Raw genomic sequence first — 23,029 nt, 5'->3', positions numbered from 1 at the left:
TGACTTCCCTGGCTACCGGCGGTCCATGTGTGCCGAGTGCTTCACCGATTGGCAGGAGCGCCGGACCGTTCACTGATGCGACCAGAGACCCACAGCCGGCGAGAAACCCCACATTCTCTGACCTGTGCTTTTGCTTCCCCGTGTGTTCGCTGGCCTGTGTGCTGGCGTGAAGGAGAGTCCTAGTGATCGCTGACGACTGCGCCCCCTCGCACGCGGAGTCTCTAGCCCAATGCCTGACCTATGCGCGCGACTATGCCGAGGAACTACGGCTCATGCTCGCTGGCAGGGATGTGGATTCCGACAGAGCCTCGCGGCTTGTGCAGGCAATGCGGGAAATGCTCTGCGTTGCTGAAAACGAACTGGCCGCCCTGGACGATACGCAAGAGGTCACAGACGCCATAGCCGATATCCGGGGGCTTAGCGATGCGGAGCTATACCGGGCTATCACGGATGCCCCGCCCCCTAACTGATAACCAACCGGAGCAATGCCAAGGAAACCTAGAACACCGTGCAGTCAGCCGGGATGCAGTGCGCTGACGAATGGCGGTCCATGCCCTGAGCACAGACGGCAGCGTGAGCGACAGCGAGGCAGCGCAAGCGAGCGAGGCTATGACATTGCTTGGCAGCGGAAGCGAAAGGCTTTCCTGTACGCGCATCCGTGGTGCACGTTGTGCGGTCGGCAAGCCACGGTCGCTGACCACTGGCCGCTGAGCCGGAAGCAATTGAAAGCAATGGGTGAGCCGAACCCTGATGCGCCTAAGCATCTTCGACCTTTGTGCAAGCCTTGCCATGACCGGGAAACCGCGCGGCTTCAACCTGGTGGTTGGGCAGCGGAACGGCAGCAGTCGCGTAGAGACTTCGGCTGACGCGCGTTGTGGCGGAATGGCTGGGCATCCTCGCACGCTGCCACTGCCACCCCTGGCGGGGTACCCCCGACCCGCCTTGCGGAAGACCGGCAGGGAGGGAGAAAGCTAGCGTGGCAGTTCGACATGTTCTCGTCACGGCCAGTGGCCCCCTTTTCGATTCCGGATTCTCCTGCCTCGCTGGCTTCGCCCTGTAGCTCTATGGCAATTCTCCTTGTTCCGTCTTGAGAAAGGCTCGATTTCATGCCCGCACATCGAAAGCCATATCTTCAGGCTGTGCGCGAAGGAACCTTCCGGTCCGACCGGCAGACGGAAGGCGTCCGTTTCGCTCCTACGCCTCCGGTAGAACCTGACTGGGAGTACCTGATTCCTGGCCGGACTAAGGCCGCCCGGCGTATGCGTGAGGATGCCGCCGATATTTGGTCCCGTACGGTTCCGGCCCTGGTCGCTTCGGCTGGCCTCACAGACACTCAGTCGCTTGCCGCTGTTGAGTACGTAATGACTGCCGTTCAGCTTCGTGAGGTTAACCGGCAGATCAGCGCGGATGGGCTCACGGTCCCTGGTGCCCGTGGGGAAAGCAAGGTTCGCCATCCGTTGATGTCGAGTGTGCCTCAGCTCCGCATGGCGCTTATTCGGCTTGCTGGAGAACTCGGACTGACTCCCGCCGCTGCAACAAAGTTGGATGCGCCTGGAACCAGCGAGGATGAGGACGATATTTGGGACTGAGACCGGCCGTCGCTATCTGGAAATGTCCGCATGACTGTAGCCCCGTACCCGCTGCCTCACTGGTGGCCGGTGCGGGGCTTTTTCTGTATCCGGAATACCGGAATGTGTGCTTCCGGTTTGGCCGGTAGCGCAAAGCTGATGAAATGTCAGATTCTCGTTCGCCGGGCGCACTGGGGGGTAGCGTGTCGGCATGGGGAGTGAACACCTGGGTGACCGGCTGGCTCGTCTACGCCGACTGGCAGACCTCACTCAAGAGGGGTTGGCGGAACGCTCCGGCGTGTCTGCTGACGTGATCAGGAAGCTTGAGCAGAAGCGCAAGCACAGTGCCCGACTGCCAACCCTGCACGCGTTGTCTCGTGGCCTAGGCGTCGAGCTGACAGCCCTTCTCGGGGACCCGCCCGGCGTGCCGTCGACCGGCGAGGCGGACCCGCCCCAATTGGTCGCTGTCCGGCGAGCGATCATGCCGCCGCTGTTCGCCCCGCCTCCGGAGCCGACGGGTGTTGAGCGGCTGTCCCTTCCCTTGCTGCGCCGCGAGATTGCCGACGCTTGGACGCTGTACCACGATGCCGAATTCGGCCGTGTCATGGATGTGTTGCCGGGGATCATTGCTGACGCTCGTTTTGCTGCGGCAGTCGGAAACGCCGATGAAAAGGCGGCAGGGCAAGCGGCCCTTGGGAAAGCCCTGCAATTGGCGGGCCATCTGGCTATCCGGCTGGGCAAAACTGACCTTGCGCTGTCAGCCCTTGAGCGTGCGATGAACGCCGCTTCAGAGTCGTCTGACCCGCTGTTGCCCGCGATGATCAGTAACAGCGTGGCATGGAACTATCAGCGGCAAAACCGACTCGATGACGCTGGTCACCTAGCTGTCTATGCCGCTGACCGTGTGGAGCACGAGCAAGGGAATACGGCCGAAGGATTGAAGGTTTGGGGCGGACTCATCATGTCCGCTGCCACTTCCGCCGCCCGTTCCGGGGACTACGACACGGCAAACGAAATGATGACGACAGCGGAGGATGCGACCAAGCGACTCGCCGCGCTTCCCCCTCCCGCTGACGGCAAGATGGTGTCGGTATTCAGCAAGTCGTCCGTGCGAATTGAGCGTGTACGCCTCGCTGTTCAGCACGCCCGCCCCGAAGAAGCCCTAGCGCTGGCTAAGGGAATGCGGCTTAGTGCGGACACGCCCCCTTCGTGGCGTACCTGGCTGCTGTTGGACGTGGCGCGGGCACACGCCGACCTAGGGGACGCCGAGGGGGCCGTAAAGGCCCTTGAGAGGCTGCGCCGGATCGCACCGGGTTGGATGCGTCATCACACGCTCGCGGTCGCAATCGTGAGCGATTTGTGGGCCGGGCCGTCGCATCCGCCGGGTCTGCGGAAGCTTGCTGAGTTCCTGGGGGTGGCCAACTAGCGGCGCGAAAGTAGGACGTTGCGTCCCTGTCTCACTCCTGCCTCTCACGGTTCGCTGGCTTGATGCAAAGACCCCCGCGACGCTGCGAACGTCCGGGGGCGTGGACCCCACCTGAGAGGCAGGTAGAGCCATGAACGAGCGTACGGCAGACGCGATGCAAGCGCGCTTGCTCCCCTGGGAGACGGAGACAGGGAAGCCCTGTTTCCTCAGCACGGACGGCAGGCCGAGTGTCCTTTCCCGGCTTGCTGACGAGATGGAGGCCGTCCAACTCTCGATGGGCGCAGACGTGTTGAAGGAAGCATCCAAGGTGCTGGCCGACCCGCTGTCTCCGCACGCTGAGGTGAGGTACGCCGGGGTCCGGCTCGCTGAGTGTCTGCGGGACGCTCTGAGGGTCGCTGAGAGCCGGGGAATGCGCCTCCCGGTGCCAGACTTCGAGGAACCGGAGAACGGCAGCGAGAGCGCCGCTGAGGGCGTTTGATGACTACGGCTCCAGAGCGGCCGACCAAGCGAAAGCCTCGCGCTGGCCGTCGCCCATTCGACCCGCCGCGCGCACGTACCTTGCTGGATTTCCTGGACGCGCTGCCGAAGCTGTGCGGAGTGTGCGCCGGAAAGCGGGTGATCTGGTGCCCCGAGTGTTTCGGTTTCGCGGGCTGTGAAGCCTGCCGGGGCACATGCCAAGTGGCTTGCCCGTCATGCGCTGGCGGAACCCTGGAACCTCTCGGCTGGTGAGACTCCCGCCCCTCCCGTGTCTGCGGCGGTGCAGCGCGGTAGGGGCGGGCTTACGGCCCCGTCTGTGTGCCTCCCCCGTGGCGCATGGGCGGGGCCATTCGTCATCGCTGGCCGAAGGCGGTAAGGAGCGCTCGTTCGAGGGCTTTTGCTGCGGGGGAGTTGAGCCGTTCCCCGCGAAGGTCTGCCACGCTGGCCACATCGTTCACGGCCCCGGCCAACTTGCGAACCAACAGGCACAGATCAGCGCGTGTGGTTTCCGGCCGCTCCACCATGACCAGCGCATAGGCGGCATCGTTTCGCGCTGCCCTGATCAGATGTTCTTCCGTGCGTTCTGCCATAGGCTCAGGCATGCCGACTCCCAACCAGTCGGTAAGCCCCGGTGCGGAAGCTCTCACCCTTCCCGCCGGGGCGTTTTCAGTGACCACAACAGGCTAGGCGTGCGCGGGCTGTCGGTGGGCGTCGTTTTCAGCGCGTGCAAGGGGCGGTGCGGCTGCTGTAGCGGTGCGCTGACCAGGCCGTTTGTGCTAGAACTGGTAGTCCGTTGCTTTCGGATCGTCGAAGATCATGCAGCTGGGCACCGTGGAGAGCAGCCAGCGCACCTGGGGGTCGAGCCACGACTCGTGGTACAGGTGGGTGTACTCCTCGTAGTCCGCGACCTGGTTGCCGGGAGGCTTGCGCAGGTCGCGGCGGGTGGCGAGCCAGCGGCGGGTGGCGTCGGAGGTCTCGTCGGCGTAGACCTGGTCGCCGAGCAGCACCAGGACGTCGGGCCGTTCGCCCGCCGGATCGGCCGCGAGGCGGGCGGCCAGGGTGTCCAGCGCGTCGGGGCCGGCCGGGTCCTTCTCGTCGGCCGGCGGAGCGGCCCAGCGGCAGGAGCCGAAGACGATCCGGACGGCGTCGCCCTCGCCCGGCGTGCGGATCACGGAGGGCGGGAAGCCGGACGGGCGCGCGTCGGGCGGCGGCCACACGGGCGCGCCGTCGAGGAACACCTCGTACGCCGTGGAGGTGCCCGGCGTCAGGCCGGTCACCGGGACCAGGGCGTAGTGGTGGCCCGCGACCTGGAAGGTGCGGGCCGTGCCGCGGGCGCCGTCGGCGCAGCGCACCTCGGCGGTGCACGGGCGGCCCGCCTCGACCCACACGGTCGCGGACGAACCGTCGACGTACCTCAGCAGCGGTCCCAGGCGCAGTGTGGCCATGTGTCCCTGTCCCCTCGGTGTCCCCTCGGTCGCCGTCGCCCCGTACGGTACGGAACGACGGAGGCCGAGGGGCGGGTTCCGGCGGTCCGGTGTCCCGGCGGCCGGTGGGGCGGGCGGCCTCAGCAGCCGGCGAGGTGGTTCTCCAGGGCCGACTTCTCGGCGGAGTCCACCGACAGGTCGTAGTAGTACTTCACCTGCACCCACGCGCGGACGTAGGTGCAGCGGTAGGCGGTCCGGGAGGGCATCCAGGTCGCCGGGTCCTGGTCGCCCTTGGCCTGGTTGACGTTGTCGGTGACCGCGAGGAGCTGGGGGCGGGTCAGGTCGTTGGCGAAGGACTGGCGCCGGGAGGTGGTCCAGGCGTCGGCGCCGGAGTCCCACGCCTCGGCGAGCGGGACGAGGTGGTCGATGTCGAGGTCGGAGGCGGCGGTCCAGGTGGCGCCGTCGTAGGGGGAGTACCAGCTGCCGCTGGTGGCGGCGCAGGAGGAGTCGGTGACGACGTTCTCGCCGTCCCGTTTGAGGACCGTCTCGCGGGTGTTGCAGGCGCCGCTGACCGTGGACCAGTGCGGGAACAGGTCGCGGTCGTAGCCGGTGCGGTCCTCGGGTGCCACGGTGAGGGTGGCGAGGTAGCTGCGGGCGGTGGCGCCGCTGATCGGGGTGGGCAGGGCGGCGGAGGCGGCCGGGCCGTTGAGGAGCGCGGCGGAGGCCGCGAGACCGGTGAGTGCGGCGAGGAGACCGAGCCGTTGACGCGCGTAGAACTTGCGCATGGTGAACTCCCTTGCGGTGTTGGGGTGTCGGTGAGCGGGCGAGGGGAATGCTCGCCACGCTGTGTGGCGCACGTATGTGCGGTCAGTAAGAAGCTAGTGACGTGTACATGTCGCGTCTATGGGTGGGGCGCCCTGTGCGGGAGGACTCGGTGGGGCGGCTGGGGGACGATTTCGCGCCGGGAGCGGCGAGAGAGCGGCGCCGCCGGGATCGCGCCGACCGTGCGTTCCGGCGATCCGGCGTGCCCCGGCGCGAAACGGAGGGGTGTACTCCGGTCCGGTCGGGCGGGTCTTCCGGCCCTTGGGGGCCGCGCCGGGCGTCGCGTAGCATGGACGGCGCAGAAGGGGAGTAGCTCTTCGCCGGACCGTCGACATACTGCTCAGCTCGTCTGAGCCGGCGCCCGGAGGCAGGTCTCGATCGGGAGACCGGCCGGCGAGACCTTCGGCAAGCAGTGCACGCCCGTGCCCGCACGGCAGGGGCGCTCCGTGTGCTGCCGTGCCGAGGTGTCTTGCGTCAAGGCTCAGCACTCTCGGCGGGGCAGCCCCGACCGATTGAGGAATCGTTGATCAGCTTCACTGTGACGGCGCTCGTCTTCGGCGTCGTCTTCCTCGCCGAGCTGCCCGACAAGACCGCCCTCGCCGGTCTCGTCCTCGGCACCCGCTACCGCGCGTCGTACGTCTTCGCCGGTGTCGCCGCCGCCTTCGCGCTGCACGTCGCGCTCGCCGTCGCGGCCGGCAGCGTGCTCACCCTGCTCCCGCAGCAGCTGGTGCACGCGCTCACCGGCGTGCTGTTCCTGGGCGGCGCCGCGATGCTGCTGATGAAGAAGGACGAGGACGACGAGGAGATCCGCAAGCCGGAGAACCAGTCCTTCTGGAAGGTCTCGGGAGCGGGCTTCATGCTCATCCTGGTCGCCGAGTTCGGCGACCTCACCCAGATCATGACGGCCAACCTCGCGGCCCGCTACGACGACCCGCTCTCCGTCGGCCTGGGCGCGGTGCTCGCGCTGTGGGCGGTCGCCGGACTCGGCATCGTCGGCGGAAAGGCGCTGATGAAGCGGGTGCCGCTGCGGCTGATCACCCAGATCGCGGCCCTGCTGATGCTGGGGTTGGGGCTGTGGAGCCTGTGGGAGGCCGTGACCGGATGAGCGCGGGCGGAGGCCGGCCGGGGGGTGGCGGGGGTGACGGGGTGTCGGTCTCCGGGGTCGACGGGGCTGGTGAGGGGGTGTCCGTGTCGGTCTCCGGGGCCGACGGGGCTGGTGAGGGGGTGTCCGTGTCGGTCTCCGGGGCCGACGGGGCTGGTGAGGGGAGGGGCGCGCCGGTCTTCAGGGCCGGTGCGGGCGGCGGGGAGCGCCCGCGCCGGGCCGAAGGGCGGGTGAACGGCCGGGGGTGCCGGTGGCGCGAGGGCGGTCGCGTTTTGTACCGTGGAGGAACAAAGTGGCTCCCGCCCGTTCTCCCTGACCGGCGGGCGGGGCCGCCTTGTACTCGGGGACACACCCGTGAGCCCCTCATTCGCGCCTTGGAGCCCTGCCCATGACGGCCACTTCCGTTCTCACCGCCCGCGCCCTGCTGCTGGACATGGACGGCACCCTCGTCAACTCCGACGCCTCGGTCGAACGCGTCTGGCGGCGCTGGGCGGGCCTGCACGGGCTGGACGGCGACGAGGTCATGAAGGTCGTCCACGGGCGGCAGGGCTACGCCTCCATGGCGCTGCTGCTGCCCGACCGGCCCATGGAGCACAACCGCGCCGACAACGCGCGCCTGCTGGCCGAGGAGACCGCCGACACCGAGGGCGTCGTGCCCATCCCCGGGGCGCCGGAGTTCCTCGCCTCGCTGCGCGGACTGCCGCACGCCCTCGTGACCTCGGCGAACGTCGCCCTGTCCACGGCGCGCATGGCCGCCGCCGGGCTCGGCATGCCCGAGGTGCGCATCACCGCGGAGTCCGTCGGCGCCAGCAAGCCCGACCCCGAGGGCTTCCTCAAGGGCGCCGCCGAACTCGGCGTCGACCCCGCCGACTGCGTCGTCTTCGAGGACTCCGGCGCCGGTATCACGGCCGCGCGCGCCGCCGGGATGCGGGTGGTCGGGATCGGCCCCCGGGCCGGCGCCCACCGCCCCGACGTACTCGTCCCGGACCTGACGCGGCTGCGGGTCGAGGCCGGGCCGGACGGAACGATCCTGCTGCACGTCCGAGCGGCCGGCTGAGCCGAGCGGTCTTCCGGTTCGCGGCCCGGTCTTCCGGTTCGCGGTCCGGTCTTCGGGTTCGCTCCCGGCGTTCCGGTTCGCGGCCCCCTGCCGGCTGCCGTCCCTTACCGCCACCCCGACGTCTCGGCCTCCAGGCGCTGCCGGGTCTCCGGCCCGTACACGCCCAGCTCGTCGGAGCGGACGCCGCGGGCCCACTGGAAGGTGCGGACGGCGTCCTCGACCTGGTGGTTGAAGTTGCCGTTGATGTCACCCATGTAGAGGTGCAGCTGCCGCAGGCGGCCCTGGAGATCGGCGACCTGCGGACCCCGGTCGCCGCGCCGCAGCGCGGAGCCGCCCTCGTCGTGGTCGTCGTGGTCGTCGTGGTCGTCGTCCTCCTGCCACTGCCCCGCCGTCTCGGTGGGGCGGGCGGTCGTCGGCGTCGCCGTCGGTGAGGCCGACCGGGACGGCGACGGCGAGGCGCTGGACGGCGACGGCGACGGCGAGGCCGACGGGCTCGCGCTGGCGGACGGGGACGGCGACGCGGACGTCGGCGGCGTGGACGGGACGGTGCTGCTCGGCGCCGGTGCCACCGAGACCGCGTCGGCCGACGGCTCCGGCACCCCCGCCCGCACCTCCTGCGGCAGCGCCCCGTCCCGCGACGGCGACTCGTAGGAGAACAGCCCGCTGGCGTACCCGGCCGCCGCCACCACCGCGACGGCGGCTCCGGCCACGCTCGGCACCACCCCCCGGCGCCGACGGCGCGGCCGCTCGTCCGCACGCGGCGGTACGGGGCCGGAGACAGGCTCCGGTTCCGGGCCGGCGGCATCGAACAGACGCAGGTCGCTGGGGCTGGGCGCGCCGGCCGGCGGAGCCAGCGGGGAGGGGAGCGCGGAGGTCTGCTCCGCCTGCGCGGGCGGCGTCGCGGAGCCGACGGTGTGCAGCGGCACGGTGGCGTCCGGCTCCGCCGGTGCCTGGGCGGGCGGAACGGGCTCGCCCGAGCCGTCCAGCTCGACGTACGGCCGGATCCGCAGGGGGTCGAAGTCCCCGGCCGCGGCGGCCTGCGCCGACCGCGCCTCGCGCAGGGCGTCGGACACCTGCCGGGCGCAGGCGCAGGAGGGCGTACCGTCGGCCCGGCGCCGCGCCCCGCACTGCGGACACGGGTGATCCCCGGGAATCCTCGGCTGTTCCACGCGATGCGCCCCTCCCCTCGCGAACCCCCTCGCGAACTCCAGAGATTATGCAGATCATCTCCATACTCCTGTGCGCACACCCCCCTGTTTCCGTGCGCACGCCCCCCTGTTTCCGTGCGCACGCCCCCGTTTCCGTGCGTGAGCGACCTCGGAATACCGGCCTTCAGCAGGACTGAACGGGCGATAACTGGTCACACCGACCACGAGGAACGGTGTGACGATACCCTCGGGAGGTTTTCATGGCCGGGGATGCGCGCAGAGCGGCGGACGCGACGGGCCCCACGGGGGTGACGGGCGTGACGGGTCCCACGGGCCCGGCGGACCCCCCGGGCCCCGCGGACGCGACGCGGGCCGCCGCCCCCGAGCACGTGCCCGGCGGTGTCCTCGTCTCGATCGGTGCGCTGCTCCTCGGCATGCTGCTCGCCGCGCTGGACCAGACCATCGTGTCGACGGCCCTGCCCACCATCGTCAGCGAGCTCGGCGGCATGGAACACCTGTCGTGGGTGGTCACCGCGTACATGCTGGCGGCGACGGCGGCCACCCCGCTGTGGGGCAAGCTGGGCGACCAGTACGGGCGCAAGAAGCTGTTCGAGACCGCCATCGTGATCTTCCTGGCCGGGTCCGCGCTGTGCGGCATGGCGCAGAACATGCCCGAGCTGATCGCCTTCCGCGCCCTGCAGGGCCTGGGCGGCGGCGGGCTGATGGTGCTGTCCATGGCGATCGTCGGCGACCTGGTCTCGCCCCGCGAACGCGGCCGGTACCAGGGTCTGTTCGGCGCGGTGTTCGGCGCGACCAGCGTCCTGGGGCCGCTGCTGGGCGGGCTGTTCACCGAGCACCTGAGCTGGCGCTGGGTCTTCTACGTCAACCTGCCCGTCGGCGTCGTGGCGCTCGCCGTGATCGCCGCCGTGCTGCACATCCCGCGCAAGGCCACCCGGCACGTCATCGACTACCTCGGCACCTTCCTGATCGCCTCGGTCGCCACCTGCCTGGTCCTGGTCGCCTCCCTGGGCGGCACCACCTGGGCGTGGGGCTCGCCGCAGATCATCGGCCTGGCGGTGCTGGGCGTGGTGCTGGCCTGCGTCTTCGTGGCCGTCGAGCGCAAGGCGGCCGAACCCGTCCTGCCGCTCAAGCTCTTCCGCGTCCGCACCTTCACCCTCTCCGCCGTGATCAGCTTCATCGTCGGCTTCGCGATGTTCGGCGCGATGACCTACCTGCCGACGTTCCTCCAGGTCGTCCAGGGCGTGAGCCCGACCATGTCCGGGGTGCACATGCTGCCGATGGTGGTCGGCATGCTGCTGTCGTCGACCGTCTCCGGGCAGATCGTCAGCCGCACCGGCCGCTGGAAGGTGTTCCCCCTCGCGGGTACCGCCGTCACCACCCTCGGCCTGCTCCTGCTGCACCAGCTCGACGAGACCAGCCCCACCGCCGAGATGAGCGCCTTCTTCTTCGTCTTCGGCCTCGGTCTCGGCCTGGTGATGCAGGTCCTGGTCCTGATCGTGCAGAACGCGGTGTCGTACGAGGACCTGGGCGTGGCCACCTCCGGCGCGACCTTCTTCCGCTCCATCGGCGCCTCCTTCGGCGTCGCCATCTTCGGCACGGTCTTCGCAAGCCGCCTCGGCGACAAGCTCGCCGACGCCTTCCGCGGCGCCCAGCTCCCGCCCGGCGTCTCCGCGGACACCCTCCAGGCCGATCCGCGCGGCATCGCCGCCCTGCCGCCCGCGCTGCGCCCCGGGGCGCTGCACGCGTACGCCTCCTCCATCACCGACGTCTTCCTGTACGCCGCCCCCGTCGCCCTCCTCGGCTTCGCCCTGGCCTGGCTGCTGAAGGAGGACCGGCTGCGCGGCTCGGTCACGGCCCCCGACGGCACCCAGACCTTCGCCAGCAACCCGGTGGAGCGGTCCTCGCACGACGAGGTGTGCCGCGCGCTGTCCGTCCTCGGCACCCGCGAGGGCCGCCGCGAGGTCTACCGGAAGATCACCGAGCGGGCGGGCTACGACCTGCTGCCCGCCGCGAGCTGGCTGCTGCTGCGGATCAGGCGGTACGGCCGGGTGGAGCCGGCCGTGCTCGCCGAGCGCGGCCCCGTCCCGCTCCAGGTGGTCATGGAGGCCGCCCGGCAGGTCGAGGAGCGGCGCCTGGCCGTCCGCGAGGGCCTCGACCTGGTCCTGACCGACCAGGGGCACGAGGTCGTCCAGCGGCTGGCCCGCGCCCGCGAGGAGTCCCTGGCCGAGCTGCTCGGCGACTGGTGGGGACCGGACCGCCCGACCGACCTGGTGCAGCTGGTGCAGGAGCTCACCGGCGAGCTGTGCGGCTCGGAGCGGGAGCGCCCGCGCGAGGGCCGGGCCCTGGCCCGTGCGGGATGAGGGACTTGCGGAACCAGTGCTCGGCGTACGGGCTGCTGTTGTACGCCTCGGTCTCCGTGTAGCCGAGCCGCGCGTACAGGGCGCGGGCCTCGACGAGGTCACCGCGCGTGTCGAGCACCATCTCCGCCGCCCCGAGCGCCCGCGCCGCGTCCTCGGCGGCCCCGACCAGCAGCGCGGCCCCGCCCCGCCCGCGCAGGCCCTCGGCGACGAACACCCGCTTCAGCTCGGCGGTGGCGGCGTCCAGCAGCCGCACGCCCGCGGTGCCGGCCGGCTCACCCTCGTACCGCGCGACCAGCAGCACCCCGCGCGGCGGGGCGAGATCGGCACCGCTCTCGGCGGCGATCTCCCGCTCCAGCTCGGCGGGGTCGGTCCGCCGTCCCTCGTACCGCAGGTACCAGCGGTCGCTGACCTCGGTGTAGTACGCCCGCCACAGGGCGGCGGCGACAGGGGAGCCGTACGGCTCCGGGGCGATGGTCCAGGACATGGGGGACATTGTCCGGACGGGACCGGACCGGCCCGCAACCGAATAACGAATACCGGCCCGCAACCGAATAACGAATACCGGCTCGCAACCGAACAACGAACAACGAACAACGGACGCGACCGCGCGACGAGGGCCCTCTCGGCGTCCGTCTCCGCGCCCTCCCGCCGATGGCGTACGCCCCCTGCGCCGATCCGCCGACCCGGGGGTCGGCCCTCCGTACCACGCCCGTTGGTTGCCGTTTGGACCATTTCCGCCGGGCTACCCGGAACCCCGAACCGGCCCGCTCCGAGGACCGGTTGGGCCGAGAACCCGGAAGGCATTCATGTCCACAGGCGTGATCATCGCTCTGATCGTGATCGTGGCGGCCGTGCTCCTCGTCGCGGCCGTCCTGACCCTGCGCGCACGCGGACCACGGCACGGCACAAGCCTGAAGCGGCGCTTCGGGCCCGAGTACGACCGGGCCGTGGCCCGGCACGACGGCGACACCAAGGCCGCCGAGCGCGAGCTCGCCCAGCGCGTGGAACGCCACGGCGGCCTGCGCGAGAAGGCGCTGGACCCCGCAGAGCGCGAGCGGTTCGAGGTGCGCTGGACGGCCGCCCAGGAGCGCTTCGTCGACTCCCCGCGGGAGGCGGTCGCCGAGGCGGACCGGCTGCTCGCGGAGCTGGCCGGCGCCCGGGGCTTCCCGGACGGCGGGCAGTACGAGGAGCAGCTCGCCGCCCTGTCCGTGCACCACGCCCGCCACGTCGACGGCTACCGGCGCGTGCACCGCGCCGCGCACCTCGGCACCGACGACGGCACGGGCACCGAGGATCTGCGCGAGGCCATGGTCGAGGCCCGCGCCCTGTTCGAGGACCTGCTGCGCCCGGCCCGCCACGACGGCCGGCACCACACCGCCGCGGACGGCCACCACTCGGCACCGGTCCGCGCCCACACCCCCTGGTCGTTCCACCGGCGCCAGCCGAAGGAGAGCTGAGGCACATGTCCGACGTGACCCGTCCGCCCGGCAGCGTCCCCACCGGGCAGCAGACCCCCGACGCCCGCGGCGAGACGGCGGTGGGCACCGCCCCGGCCGCCGCCGCGCACCGGCCCGCCACCACCTCCGGCGCTGCGAGCGCCCGTCTCCTGCCGCACGAGGAGAGCGACAAGCTGGGGCAGCGGCTGCACCACGCGGTCTCCGGATTCGTCGACGATCCGCGGGCCGCCGTGGAGGAGGCCGACCACGCCCTGGAGGAGATCGTCGCCCGCTTCACCGACGCGGTGAACCGGCGCCGCCACACCCTGCGCGGGGCGTGGCAGGGCACGGACGAGCACGCGACGTCCACCGACACCGAACAGCTCCGCCTGGCCCTGCGGGACTACCGCGAACTGGCGGACCGCCTCCTGCGCCTCTGAGGCGCGGCAGGCCCTACCGCCCCGCCCGGCGCTCCCGCCACCGCCGTACGACCTCGTCGACGTCGTACGGCTTCAGGCCCAGGGGAGGGCCGGGCGGCGGCTTGAACATGACGTCACGGATCTTGACGTTGAGATCCTCGACCATCCTCCGCACCGCGGGCTCGGACGGCGCCCTCAGGGCCGCCTCCAGCACGTCCTCGGCCTCCTTGCGCAGGGCCAGTGCCGGCGGCAGGACCGAGGCGCCCTCGCGGGCCAGCTTCCGCTTGACCCACCACAGCTCGTCGTAGACCGCGTCCACGTCCGCGGGCAGCGGCTTGCCGGCCCCGGGCAACCGGTCGAACTCACCGCGCGCCTCCGCGTCGCGGATCTGTCTGTCGACCCAGGACTCGAAGTCGACACCGGGTGGCTTCCGCTCGGTCATGCCCCTATTGTGCCGAAGACCACCCCCACCCGGCGCCTGTCGCGCGGCGGGCCGCCGCCCCCCGGCCCGGACGTCTCAGGAGGAGCGCACGTGCTCGAACTCACCATGGCCGCCGTCTCCGCGGCGGACGCGGGCGCCACGGCCGGCATGCGGATGGCCGAGGCGCCCAGCGAGCCGGGGGCCGTGCTGCGGGTGGGGCGGGACGCGTCGGTGTGCCGGCTCGTGACGCCCGAGGACTGGCTGTTCGTCTCCCGCGTCCACCTGGAGTTCCGGTGCGGCCCCGACGGGGCCTGGCGGCTGACCTGGCTGCGCGGCTCCCAGCCCGACCCGTCCTCCGAGGTCCGGCTCGTGATCGGCGGGCATGCGCAGCCCGTCGCCTACGGCGGCACCGTGCCGCTGCCTGCCGGGGGCACCGGCGAGGTCGTCGTCCAGGACCGCACCGGCCCGCGCAGCATCGACGTGGGCTTCCACCACGAGGTGTGACCGCCCGGCTCAGGCGAGCACACGCGCCAGCGCGAAGCCGTCGTACCCCTTGCTGCCGACCGTCTGGATCGCCGTACCGCTGAGCCTCGGGTGGCTGCCGATCATCTCGATGGCGGCGCGGGTGCCGCGTACGTCGTCGGCGGTGCTGCCGGGGTCGGCGACGCGCCCGCCGCGGACGACGTTGTCGACGACGATCAGGCTGCCGGTGCGGGTGAGCTTCAGGGCCCACTCGACGTAGTGCGGGTTGTTGGCCTTGTCGGCGTCGACGAAGACCAGGTCGAAGGGGGGCGGATTCTCGTCCGCGAGCTTGGGCAGCGACTCCAGCGCCGGGCCCACGCGCACCTCGACCTGCCGGTCCAGGCCGGCGCGGGCGATGTTGCGGACGGCGACCTCGGCGTGCCTGGCGCTGTGCTCCAGGGAGATCAGGCGGCCGTCGGCGGGGAGGGCGCGGGCCAGCCAGATCGTGCTGTAGCCGCCGAGGGTGCCGATCTCCAGGATGTGCCGGGCGCCCTGGATCTGGGCGAGGAGCTGGAGCAGCTTGCCCTGGGGGGCGGACACGCTGATCTTCGGGAGCTCGGCCGCGTCGCTGTCGCGGAGGGCGGCCCGGAGGGCGTCGTCGTCGCGGGCGAGATGGGTGGTGAAGTAGTCGTCGACGTCGTCCCAGAGCTGCGACTCGCTCATGCGCCTGCGCCTTCCGTATGTCTAGTTAGCCTTCCTAACTAGCTGCGCTAACGAATATAGTCGCCGTCCGGTGACGTGTCAGGGGATTGCCGGATGTGTTTCGGCCGGATGGGGTGGGGTGCCGGTCCGGCGTTCCCGGTCGCCCGGCGTCGGGGTGACCGCCGGGGTGGGTCGCGCGGCCCGGCGCTGCCGGGGCGCCCTGGGGGTACCTCCCAGGCCGTTCGGGCACTGGGGGAGGCGCGATTGCCCGCGGCTGGGTGGCACCGGCTGCCCGCGGCTGAGCGACACCTGCTGCCCATGGCTGGGCGGCCTGGCCGCACCCACCACCCCCGTTGGGACGGAGCCGCGGTCGCCCGCGGCGGGAAGGGGCGTGCCGGGGGGGGGTGTCCGCCCGCAGCGGTTGGCGCGTCAACCCGGGCGCGATGGTGCGCGACCGATTCCGCGCCGTTCCGAGGACGGACACCCCCGGCACGGCCCGACCCGTCCCCGCCGGGAAGGCGCTACGCGCACCCCCACCGGAGCCGCACATGCGCCGCAGGCACCCCCGGCCCCCACCGCCGAAGGCACCCGCACATGCGCCGCAGGCACCCCCGCCCACCGCCGGAGGCGAAAGGCTCAGCGCTCCACGGCAGGCGCCGAGCCCGGCAGCGGACGGCCCGCCGACTCCGCCATGAACCACACCGCCACGCCGCCGACCACGGCCGCGGCCATCATGTAGTACGCGGGCATCATCAGGTTCCCGGTCGCCCCGATCAGCGCCGTCACCACCAGCGGCGTCGTCCCGCCGAACAGCGACACGGACACGTTGAACCCGATCGACAGCGACCCGTACCGCACCCGCGTCGGGAACAGCGCCGGCAGCGCGGCCGGCATGGCGGAGGTGAAGCAGACCAGCAGCAGACCCAGCGCCGCCATGCCCAGCCCCACCGCGAGCAGGCTGCCCTCGCGGATCAGCAGCAGCGCCGGGACCGACAGCAGCAGGAAGCCCGCGCAGCCCGCCGCGATCACCGGCCGCCGCCCGACCCGGTCGGTCAGCGCGCCCGCGAACGGCTGCACGACCATCATCAGCGCCATCACGCCCAGCACGACCAGCAGCCCGTGCGTCTCGTCGTACTTCAGCTCACTGGTCAGATAGCTCGGCATGTACGACAGCAGCATGTAGTCGGTGACGTTGAAGACCAGCACCAGCCCGACGCACAGCAGCAGCGCCTTCCACTGCCCGGTGATCATCTCCCGCAGCGGCACCTTCGGCCGCTCGGACTCCGCCTTCTCGGCCTCGGCCGCGAACGCCGGCGTCTCCTCCAGCCGCATCCGCAGGTACAGCCCGATCAGCCCCATCGGCCCGGCGATCAGGAACGGGATCCGCCAGCCCCAGGACGTCAGGTCGTCCGCCGGCAGCAGCGCGGTCATCAGCGTGACCAGCCCCGCGCCGCCGATGTACCCGGCCAGCGTGCCGAACTCCAGCCAGCTCCCGAGGAATCCGCGCCGCTTGTCCGGCGCGTACTCGGCGATGAAGGTGGACGCGCCCGCGTACTCGCCGCCGGTCGAGAACCCCTGCACCAGCCGCGCGGCCAGCAGCAGCACCGGCGCCCAGACGCCGATCGCCGCGTACGACGGGATCAGCCCGATCGCGAACGTGCCCACCGCCATCATGATCATCGTCAGGGCGAGCACCTTCTGCCGCCCGACCCGGTCGCCGAGCGGCCCGAAGATCATGCCGCCGAGCGGCCGGACCAGGAACGCCGCGGCGAAGGCGCCGAAGGTCGACAGCAGCTGGGCCGTCGGATTGCCCGACGGGAAGAAGACCTTGCCCAGCGTCACCGCGATGTAGCTGTAGACGCCGAAGTCGAACCACTCCATGGCGTTGCCGAGCGCGGCCGCCTTCACGGCGCGCCGGACGAGGGCGGGGTCGGTGACGGTGGCGCCGGGTGCCGCCGTGGCGGACGCGGACGGGACGGACGGGGGAGCGGCGACTGTGGCGGCCGACAAGGCTTCGCTCGCCTACCTTTCGACGGGAACAGGGGCACGACCCGCGCGGCGGCGCTGTCGCCGGGCCGAAAATCGACCATAGGCGGTGATCTGCCCCTTACGCACCGTTCCTCTTTCGCTGCGGAGCGCAGCAAAACCGGGTGCGTCCTGGGGCGTCTGCCCAGCTCGGAACGGTGCACCCCCGCCCGTCTTGTGATCCTTGTCGCTCTCCACCAGCCCCCATGGCCCCCGACGGACTCGCCGGTCCCACCGGCTGCACCGGCCTCCCCGAGCCCCGCGGAGGCGCCCCATTCGTTCCCCCACTATCGTCATCCGGACAAAAGGAGAGCGGCGGACAGGTGAAGACGGGGTTGCCTGCGTCTCTCTCCGGGGGTGGTGCGAGCCTCATAGGGTTCGCAGGAACGACAATCCGCGCAGATCGCGTGGGACGGATGGGGCGGGAGGCCGACGGGGCGTGGCGAATGCGGAGCACAGTGGGCGGCCGGCGGAAGCCTTCGGGGCGACGGCCGTCGGCGAGGCCAGAGCACACCTGCGCGCGGCCCGGCTGGGCCTGTGGCTGGTCGCGGCCGTCCTCGCCGTACGACAGCTGGCGGCCGTTCTCGGCACCCCGCGGGGGGAACGCCTGACGGACCTGGAGACCTGGGTCGGTCCCGCCGGCGTCCTGCACGTCGAGGGCTCCCTGTACGACTCGACCCGCTTCACCGGCACCCCCTTCGCCGGCCTGGTCCTCAAACCGCTCACCCGGGCGGCCGAACAGGCCCTCGGCTGGGGCTGGACCTTCGGGACGCTGCTGCTGGTCGCGGCCCTCGGCGTGGTCGCCGCGCGGGCCCTGCCGCAGCCGGCGGGCCGGCGCACGGCGCTGCTGGCGGCGCCGGTCGCGGTCAGCCTGCTCATGGTCTCCCTGCCGGTGCGCAATACGTTCTGGCTCGGCCAGACCAGCATCATCCCGGTCCTGCTCGTGCTCCTGGGCTGCCTGGCCGTGCGCGGCGAGCGCACCGGCGGCCTGCTCGTCGGCGTCGCCGCGGCGCTCCAGCCGACGGTGCTGCTCTTCGCCCCTCTGCTGTGGTTCACGGGCCGTCGCCGGGCCGCCGTGTCCACCGGCGTGACCTTCGCCGCGTGCACCGCGCTCGCCTGGGCGGCGATGGCGCAGGACTCGTACACGTACTGGGTGCACCACATGGCGGGCGTGGGCCTGGGCGGCGAGGCCGACGACCTGGCCAACCAGTCCCTGCACGGCGCGCTGCTGCGCCTGGGCCTGACCGGCCCGCCGGAGACCGCCCTCTTCCTCGTCCTCGGCACGGCGGTCGCCGTCCTCGGCGTGCGCCGCGCCGTGCGCTACGCCCGCGACGGCCAGCTGCTGCTCGCGGTGGCGATCACCGGCTGCGCGGCGGTCGCGGTGTCGCCCGCCACCTGGCAGCACCAGCTGCTGTGGGTGCTGCTCGCGGTCGTCGGCCGGGTCGGCAAGCGCGCCTCGGACCGGTACGTGTGGCCGGTGGCGGTCGTCCTGGTGATGACGCTGCCCGCGAAGATGATGCTGCCGAACATGTCGGCGCTGTACCCCCTGCGCGACAACCTGGTCCTGCTCGCGGCGCTCGCCGCCGCCACCGCCGTACCGTTCCTGTCCCGCACCTCGCCGTCCTACGAGACCCCGGTCCCCACCCGGTACGCCGCACCCGTCCCGACGCGGTTCCGGCACGTCCCGCTCCTGCCGTTCCTGCGCCGCGTCCTCACCCGCCCGAACCTCCTGCTGGAGCTGCTCCTCATCCGGGTCACCTACGCCGCCTACTCCAAGGTCCGCCTGGCGGCGACCGGCGGCAGCAACTCGGCGGGCCGGGCCCGCGCCGAGGAGCACGGCCACCAGATCCTCGGCCTGGAGCGCTTCCTGCACCTCGACATCGAGCACGCCGTCAACCACGCGGTCGTCAAGGTCGGCTGGCTGCGGGACTTCTTCGACTTCTACTACACCTCGTTCCACTTCGTGATCCCGCTGACCGTCCTCGGCGTCCTGTACTGGCGCCGCCCGGTCGACTACCGCTGGGCCCGCTCCGCGCTCGGCTTCACCACGCTGCTCGCCCTGGTCGGCTTCTGGCTCTACCCGCTGGCCCCGCCGCGCCTGATGCCGACGCTCGGGATCATCGACACCGTGCACGGCGTGCAGGACTTCTCCAAGCCGGACTACGGCACCCTCACGGCCCTGACCAACCAGTACGCGGCGATGCCGTCGCTGCACTTCGGCTGGTCGCTGTGGTGCGGCCTGGTCATCGCGGTCATCGCGCCGAAGGCGTGGATGAAGGCCGTCGGCCTGCTGCACCCCCTCTTCACGGTCTCGGCGATCGTGGCGACCGGCAACCACTGGGTGCTGGACGCGGTGGGCGGCGCGCTGGTCGTCGGCGCCGGCTTCGGTCTGACGTACCTGTTCCAGGGCCCGCGCGCCCGGACGACCACGGCCTTCGCCACCACCCCCGCCACCACCGCCACCGCCGGAACCGAACCCGGAACCACTGCCGCAGCCGGAACCGGAACCACTGCCGCAGCCGAAACCGCCGGAGCCGGAGCCGCAACCGAAACCACCGCCGCAGCCGGAACCACTGCCGCAGCCGGAACCGGAGCCGGAGCCGCAACCGAAACCACCGCCGCAGCCGGAACCACTGCCGCAGCCGGAACCGGAGCCGGAGCCGCAACCGAAACCACCGCCGGAACCGGAACCGGAGCCGCAACCGAAACCACCGCCGGAGCCGCAACCGAAGCCGAGGTCAGCAGCGCTCCCGCTCCCCCCGCGAAGGACCGTACTCCGAGCTGATCCGGTACTCGCCGGGCGCGGAGACGGTCAGCCGGGTGAACTCGCCCTCGCGGGCGAGGCACCCGCCGTCGGACCGCAGCCACGGCGACCAGGCGACCCGCACGGTCACCGCGCCCGGCCGCTCCACGCGCAGCACCAGCTCCGCGCCGGTCGTCCGCACCACGCTGCCGGGCGCGGACACCAGCGGCACGGCGTCCCGCACCCGGTACACCCGCCAGTGGGCGTCCTGCCACACGGGCTCCAGCCAGGCGGGCCGCCGCTCCCGCACCAGGCGCGCCTCCTCCCGCGCGAACCCGTCCGGCTTGCCCAGCGGCAGCACCACGAAGCCGACCGCCCACCGGTCCAGCCAGGCCCGGTAGGTCCGCGCGTCGAAGCTGCCGTCGTAGAAGAGGCGGGCCCGTTCCATGTCGAGCTGCCGGTTCCAGCCGCGGGCGAGGCGGACGTGCGGGGCGAGCAGCGCGGCCTCCCGGTGGTTGCGGGCGGGGACCACCTCCACCCGGGTGCGGTCGGCGCCGAGCTCGTCCAGGGCCCGTACGACCCCGCTCGTCCCGGTGGCCCAGGCGGGCACGGCGGTGTACTCGACCACGTCGTCGGCGGTCTTCTTGCCGACCCAGGCGACGGCGAAGACCAACGTTGCGACCAGCAGGTTCCGCCGCAGCCGCCGCAGCTGCGGCCGGGCGAGCAGCGCGGCCAGCAGCACCGCCGGGGCGAACAGCTCCGCGAACCGCTCCACGTTGGTGCCGACGGGGGAGGGGACGAGGTACGCCAGCACGGTCCCGGCCGCGTACACGGCCCCGCTCCACCGGGCTACCCGCCAGGAGCGCGGGGCGAGCGCGGTGACGGCGAGGCCGAGCAGCACCGGCGGCCATATCCGGGACGGGGGCATGGGCTGCTCGCCGCTGAAGGGGAAGAGGAGGGTGGTCGCGCCGACCACGGCGGCGGGCGGCACCAGCAGCACCAGGGCCCGCCCCCGGTCCCGTACGAGGAGGAAACCGGCCCCGGCGACGGCCAGGAACAGCCCGGCCACCGGGGACGCCATCGTGGCGAGGGCCGCGTAGGAGGCGGCGAGGACCAGGCGCCGCTGCCGCGTCAGCAGCAGACAGGCGGCCAGCCCGAGCGCGACACCGAGGGCGAAGGTGGTGCGCCCCGAGACCACGTTGCACCACAGGGCCAGCGAGGCGAGCAGCGCCGGCCCCAGGGGTCTTCGCACCCCGGCCCGCGCGATCAGCACGGCCGCGAGCCACGAGGCGGCGAGCCCGGAGACGGCGGTGACCGTGCGCACGCCGAACGCGGCCATCAGGTACGGGGAGATCAGGCTGTAGTTGGCGGTGTGCGTTCCGCCGTACCAGAACAGCCCGTACGCCGAGCCGCCGTGCCGGGAGGCGAAGTCCGCCCAGGCGTACTGGGCGGCCAGGTCGCCGCCCCCGGTGGCGAGGACCGTCCACCACAGCACGTACAGCGGCAGGGCGGGGAGGGTGGCGAGGAGGGGGAGCCGGTGGCGCCGCCACAGGGCGTGCAGGGGGCGGGGGCCGCGTCGGGCGGCCGGGCGGTGTTCGGGCCGGGTGGCGGTGAGCTCGGCAGGGACCACGGTGAGAGGCTTCCGTTCGCGTCTTCGGGCGGGCACAGCGGGTGGGACACGGGGAAGACGCGAATTCGAACAGAAACGTTCACCGGCGGGTTGTGGCGCACGTGGACGGGTGGCTCACACGGGCGGGTACGGCGAAGGCGGCGGCCCCGGGGATCGGGGGCCGCCGCCTTCGGCTGTGCGTGGGGCCGGGCGGGCCGTTCGGGCCGGATCAGTACCAGCCGTTGGCCTGCCAGAAGTTCCAGGCGTCGCAGGCGCTGCCGTAACGGTCCTTCATGTAGTCCAGGCCCCACTCGATCTGGGTGGCCGCGTTGGTCCTCCAGTCGGAGCCGGCCGAGGCCATCTTCGAGCCCGGCAGGGCCTGGACCAGGCCGTAGGCGCCGCTGGAGGCGTTGGTGGCGTCGACGTCCCAGCCGCTCTCCCGCTCGACGATCTTCGAGAAGCACTGGTACTCGGCCGTGCTCCCGATCATCTTCTTCGCGGTCGCCTGGGCCGAGGAGGCCGGCGTCGCGGCCTGGGCGGGCGCGGCGGCGATCAGCGTGCCGCAGGCGGCGGCGGCCACGGCGGCACCGGCGAGGGCCTTCTTCGGGGCGGCGGCACGGCGAAGGAAGGAGAGGGAGGAGACGGTCACGGGGAGCCTTTCGACGGGGACGGGGGAGCCGCGGCATGCCGGAACCACGCGGCGCGTACCGGCGCGGGGGGAGGCATACGTCGGCGCCGCGGCCCCTGGGGGCACGTCGGCGCCTGGCGGCCCGTCCAGGGAAACAGCCCGCGAGGGCGCCCGCAATCACCCCTTTTACTAACCCCGTTCGCATACGGGGCCCTGGCTCCCGGTGCGACGGGCCCGGCGCACCGCAGGCCGCGGCGGTAGGCGCCGCCCGTCTCCGGTGCGCGGCGCCTACGACCCCGGTTCGTAGGTGACCCAGGTCATGTGGGCCGGTTCACCGGGGCGGGGTCCTCGAAGGTGACCGGCGTCTCGAACGCGGCCCGGCGGGTGGCCCGGCGCAGCGCCTTGAGGAGCGTGGGGCCGAGGACGAAGGTCAGGACGACCGTGACGAGCGCGCGGCCCAGGTCCCAGCCGAGGGAGGTGGCCAGGTAGTAGGCCACGAAGTGGGCCAGGTTGGCGGGGACGGAGGCCCCCGCGTGAAAGCCGATGTCCGAGCCGAGGCTCATGAAGGGCCAGCCCGCCAGGTTCATCACGGCTCCGTAGGCGAACGCGGCGAGGAAGCCGTAGCCGGCCAGCAGCCACAGCTCCGCGCGCCCGCGCAGCCGGTCGGGGAACGGCAGCAGGCCGGCGCCCATCGTGAACCAGCCCAGCGTCAGCATCTGGAACGGCATCCACGGCCCCACCCCGCCCGTCAGCAGCGCGGACGCGAACATGGTGACCGAGCCGAGGACGAACCCGAACCCCGGGCCGAGGACCCGCCCGCTGAGCAGCATCAGGAAGAACATCGGCTCCAGGCCGGCGGTGCCCGCGCCGAGCGGGCGCAGCGCCGCGCCCGCCGCCGCCAGGACGCCGAGCATCGCCACCGCCTTCGGGCCGAGCCCCGACTCCGCGATGGTCGCCGCCACCACGGCCACCAGCAGCACCAGCAGCCCCGCGAACAGCCACGGAGCGTCCTGGGCGTGCGCGCCGACCTGCGAGTCGGGCGGGGCGAGGAACGGCCAGCCGAAGGCGGCCACCCCGACCGCACCGGCCAGCACGAGGGCGGCGACGGAGCGGGGGCCGAGACGGACGGCCCGGACCCGGCGCCGGCGGGCAGGAGCCGGGGGCGACGCGGGGACCGAG

Annotated in this window: 20 protein-coding genes and 2 pseudogenes; 11 read left to right on the top strand and 11 right to left on the bottom strand. The window is 72.1% G+C overall.

The features are described 5' to 3' along the window. The first annotated feature begins 182 nt into the window (after nucleotides 1–182). From ABZ340_RS07945 to ABZ340_RS07930, 4 genes are all read left to right on the top strand, one after another. Nucleotides 183–470, top strand: a complete 288-nt coding sequence (locus ABZ340_RS07945) for a hypothetical protein (RefSeq protein WP_358780882.1) — start codon at nucleotides 183–185, stop codon at nucleotides 468–470. A gap of 636 nt (nucleotides 471–1,106) precedes the next feature. Next, nucleotides 1,107–1,589: a P27 family phage terminase small subunit gene (locus tag ABZ340_RS07940; RefSeq protein ID WP_358780881.1), complete on the top strand. Its 483-nt coding sequence runs from the start codon at nucleotides 1,107–1,109 to the stop codon at nucleotides 1,587–1,589. Between the two features lie 190 nt (nucleotides 1,590–1,779). Next, nucleotides 1,780–2,994 carry a helix-turn-helix transcriptional regulator gene (locus ABZ340_RS07935; protein ID WP_358780880.1) on the top strand — a complete coding sequence of 405 codons (1,215 nt, stop codon included), beginning with the start codon at nucleotides 1,780–1,782 and terminating at the stop codon, nucleotides 2,992–2,994. A gap of 130 nt (nucleotides 2,995–3,124) precedes the next feature. After that, entirely contained in the window at nucleotides 3,125–3,472 is a 348-nt protein-coding gene (locus ABZ340_RS07930; protein WP_358780879.1) for a hypothetical protein, read from the top strand. Nucleotides 3,473–3,824: 352 nt separating this feature from the next. On the opposite strand, the gene ABZ340_RS07925 is transcribed toward ABZ340_RS07930, so the two are convergent. The 3 genes and pseudogenes from ABZ340_RS07925 to ABZ340_RS07915 all read right to left on the bottom strand — a co-directional run bounded on the left by ABZ340_RS07925 (nucleotide 3,825) and on the right by ABZ340_RS07915 (nucleotide 5,680). Next, nucleotides 3,825–4,061, bottom strand: coding sequence for a hypothetical protein (locus tag ABZ340_RS07925; RefSeq protein WP_358780878.1), 237 nt, complete (start codon nucleotides 4,059–4,061; stop codon nucleotides 3,825–3,827). A gap of 213 nt (nucleotides 4,062–4,274) precedes the next feature. Beyond that, nucleotides 4,275–4,916, bottom strand: a pseudogene (locus ABZ340_RS07920) (alkaline phosphatase family protein); the annotation flags it as partial. A gap of 119 nt (nucleotides 4,917–5,035) precedes the next feature. Continuing rightward, nucleotides 5,036–5,680 (bottom strand): HNH endonuclease family protein, encoded by a 645-nt coding sequence (locus ABZ340_RS07915; protein WP_358780877.1) that lies wholly within the window; start codon nucleotides 5,678–5,680, stop codon nucleotides 5,036–5,038. A 560-nt stretch (nucleotides 5,681–6,240) separates the two neighbouring features. Here ABZ340_RS07915 and ABZ340_RS07910 point away from each other — a divergent pair. Further along, nucleotides 6,241–6,822, top strand: coding sequence for a TMEM165/GDT1 family protein (locus ABZ340_RS07910; protein WP_358780876.1), 582 nt, complete (start codon nucleotides 6,241–6,243; stop codon nucleotides 6,820–6,822). 385 nt (nucleotides 6,823–7,207) lie between these two features. Continuing rightward, complete coding sequence (locus ABZ340_RS07905; RefSeq protein ID WP_358780875.1) at nucleotides 7,208–7,876, top strand: HAD family hydrolase; 669 nt, start codon at nucleotides 7,208–7,210, stop codon at nucleotides 7,874–7,876. A 104-nt stretch (nucleotides 7,877–7,980) separates the two neighbouring features. Here ABZ340_RS07905 and ABZ340_RS07900 read toward each other — a convergent pair whose 3' ends face one another. Then, on the bottom strand, nucleotides 7,981–8,949 hold the full coding sequence (locus tag ABZ340_RS07900; protein WP_358780874.1) for a peptidoglycan-binding protein: 969 nt from the start codon (nucleotides 8,947–8,949) through the stop codon (nucleotides 7,981–7,983). A gap of 335 nt (nucleotides 8,950–9,284) precedes the next feature. Here ABZ340_RS07900 and ABZ340_RS07895 point away from each other — a divergent pair, with 335 nt between their 5' ends. Further along, the gene (locus tag ABZ340_RS07895; RefSeq protein WP_358780873.1) at nucleotides 9,285–11,405 is read left to right on the top strand and encodes an MDR family MFS transporter; all 2,121 of its coding nucleotides are present in this window, start codon (nucleotides 9,285–9,287) and stop codon (nucleotides 11,403–11,405) included. Here the strand turns inward: ABZ340_RS07895 and ABZ340_RS07890 are convergent. Beyond that, nucleotides 11,335–11,889 (bottom strand): GNAT family N-acetyltransferase, encoded by a 555-nt coding sequence (locus tag ABZ340_RS07890; protein ID WP_358780872.1) that lies wholly within the window; start codon nucleotides 11,887–11,889, stop codon nucleotides 11,335–11,337. The genes ABZ340_RS07895 and ABZ340_RS07890 overlap by 71 nt on opposite strands. Nucleotides 11,890–12,211: 322 nt before the next feature. On the opposite strand from ABZ340_RS07890, the gene ABZ340_RS07885 reads away from it, so the two are divergent. Together ABZ340_RS07885 and ABZ340_RS07880 are read left to right on the top strand one after the other, a co-directional pair. Next, nucleotides 12,212–12,862, top strand: a complete 651-nt coding sequence (locus ABZ340_RS07885; protein WP_358780871.1) for a hypothetical protein — start codon at nucleotides 12,212–12,214, stop codon at nucleotides 12,860–12,862. A gap of 125 nt (nucleotides 12,863–12,987) precedes the next feature. Next, nucleotides 12,988–13,281 (top strand): annotated as a pseudogene (locus ABZ340_RS07880) (hypothetical protein); the annotation flags it as partial. 13 nt (nucleotides 13,282–13,294) lie between these two features. Here the strand turns inward: ABZ340_RS07880 and ABZ340_RS07875 are convergent. Continuing rightward, nucleotides 13,295–13,702, bottom strand: coding sequence for a DUF1992 domain-containing protein (locus ABZ340_RS07875; RefSeq protein WP_358780870.1), 408 nt, complete (start codon nucleotides 13,700–13,702; stop codon nucleotides 13,295–13,297). Nucleotides 13,703–13,792: 90 nt separating this feature from the next. On the opposite strand from ABZ340_RS07875, the gene ABZ340_RS07870 reads away from it, so the two are divergent. Further along, nucleotides 13,793–14,185 (top strand): hypothetical protein, encoded by a 393-nt coding sequence (locus ABZ340_RS07870; protein WP_358780869.1) that lies wholly within the window; start codon nucleotides 13,793–13,795, stop codon nucleotides 14,183–14,185. A 9-nt stretch (nucleotides 14,186–14,194) separates the two neighbouring features. Here ABZ340_RS07870 and ABZ340_RS07865 read toward each other — a convergent pair whose 3' ends face one another. Beyond that, nucleotides 14,195–14,866, bottom strand: coding sequence for an O-methyltransferase (locus ABZ340_RS07865; RefSeq protein ID WP_358780868.1), 672 nt, complete (start codon nucleotides 14,864–14,866; stop codon nucleotides 14,195–14,197). Nucleotides 14,867–15,481: 615 nt separating this feature from the next. Continuing rightward, nucleotides 15,482–16,855, bottom strand: coding sequence for a glycine betaine/L-proline transporter ProP (proP, locus tag ABZ340_RS07860; protein ID WP_358780867.1), 1,374 nt, complete (start codon nucleotides 16,853–16,855; stop codon nucleotides 15,482–15,484). Between the two features lie 454 nt (nucleotides 16,856–17,309). Between proP and ABZ340_RS07855 the strand changes: the two genes are divergently transcribed. Further along, a complete protein-coding gene (locus ABZ340_RS07855) occupies nucleotides 17,310–19,655 on the top strand; it encodes a bifunctional glycosyltransferase 87/phosphatase PAP2 family protein (protein WP_358780866.1) in 2,346 nt (781 codons plus the stop codon). On the opposite strand, the gene ABZ340_RS07850 is transcribed toward ABZ340_RS07855, so the two are convergent. The 3 genes from ABZ340_RS07850 to ABZ340_RS07840 all read right to left on the bottom strand — a co-directional run bounded on the left by ABZ340_RS07850 (nucleotide 19,609) and on the right by ABZ340_RS07840 (nucleotide 22,944). Continuing rightward, nucleotides 19,609–21,243, bottom strand: coding sequence for a hypothetical protein (locus ABZ340_RS07850; RefSeq protein ID WP_358780865.1), 1,635 nt, complete (start codon nucleotides 21,241–21,243; stop codon nucleotides 19,609–19,611). The genes ABZ340_RS07855 and ABZ340_RS07850 overlap by 47 nt on opposite strands. A 208-nt stretch (nucleotides 21,244–21,451) precedes the next feature. Further along, the gene (locus ABZ340_RS07845) at nucleotides 21,452–21,871 is read right to left on the bottom strand and encodes a transglycosylase SLT domain-containing protein (RefSeq protein WP_358780864.1); all 420 of its coding nucleotides are present in this window, start codon (nucleotides 21,869–21,871) and stop codon (nucleotides 21,452–21,454) included. Between the two features lie 296 nt (nucleotides 21,872–22,167). Next, entirely contained in the window at nucleotides 22,168–22,944 is a 777-nt protein-coding gene (locus tag ABZ340_RS07840; RefSeq protein ID WP_358780897.1) for an ECF transporter S component, read from the bottom strand. Between the last annotated feature and the right edge of the window lie 85 nt (nucleotides 22,945–23,029).

Source organism: Streptomyces sp. NPDC006134 (assembly GCF_040628835.1).
Lineage (GTDB): Bacteria > Actinomycetota > Actinomycetes > Streptomycetales > Streptomycetaceae > Streptomyces.
The sequence above is the reverse complement of the archived record's forward strand: the minus strand, read 5'-3'. Positions and strand labels throughout refer to the sequence as shown.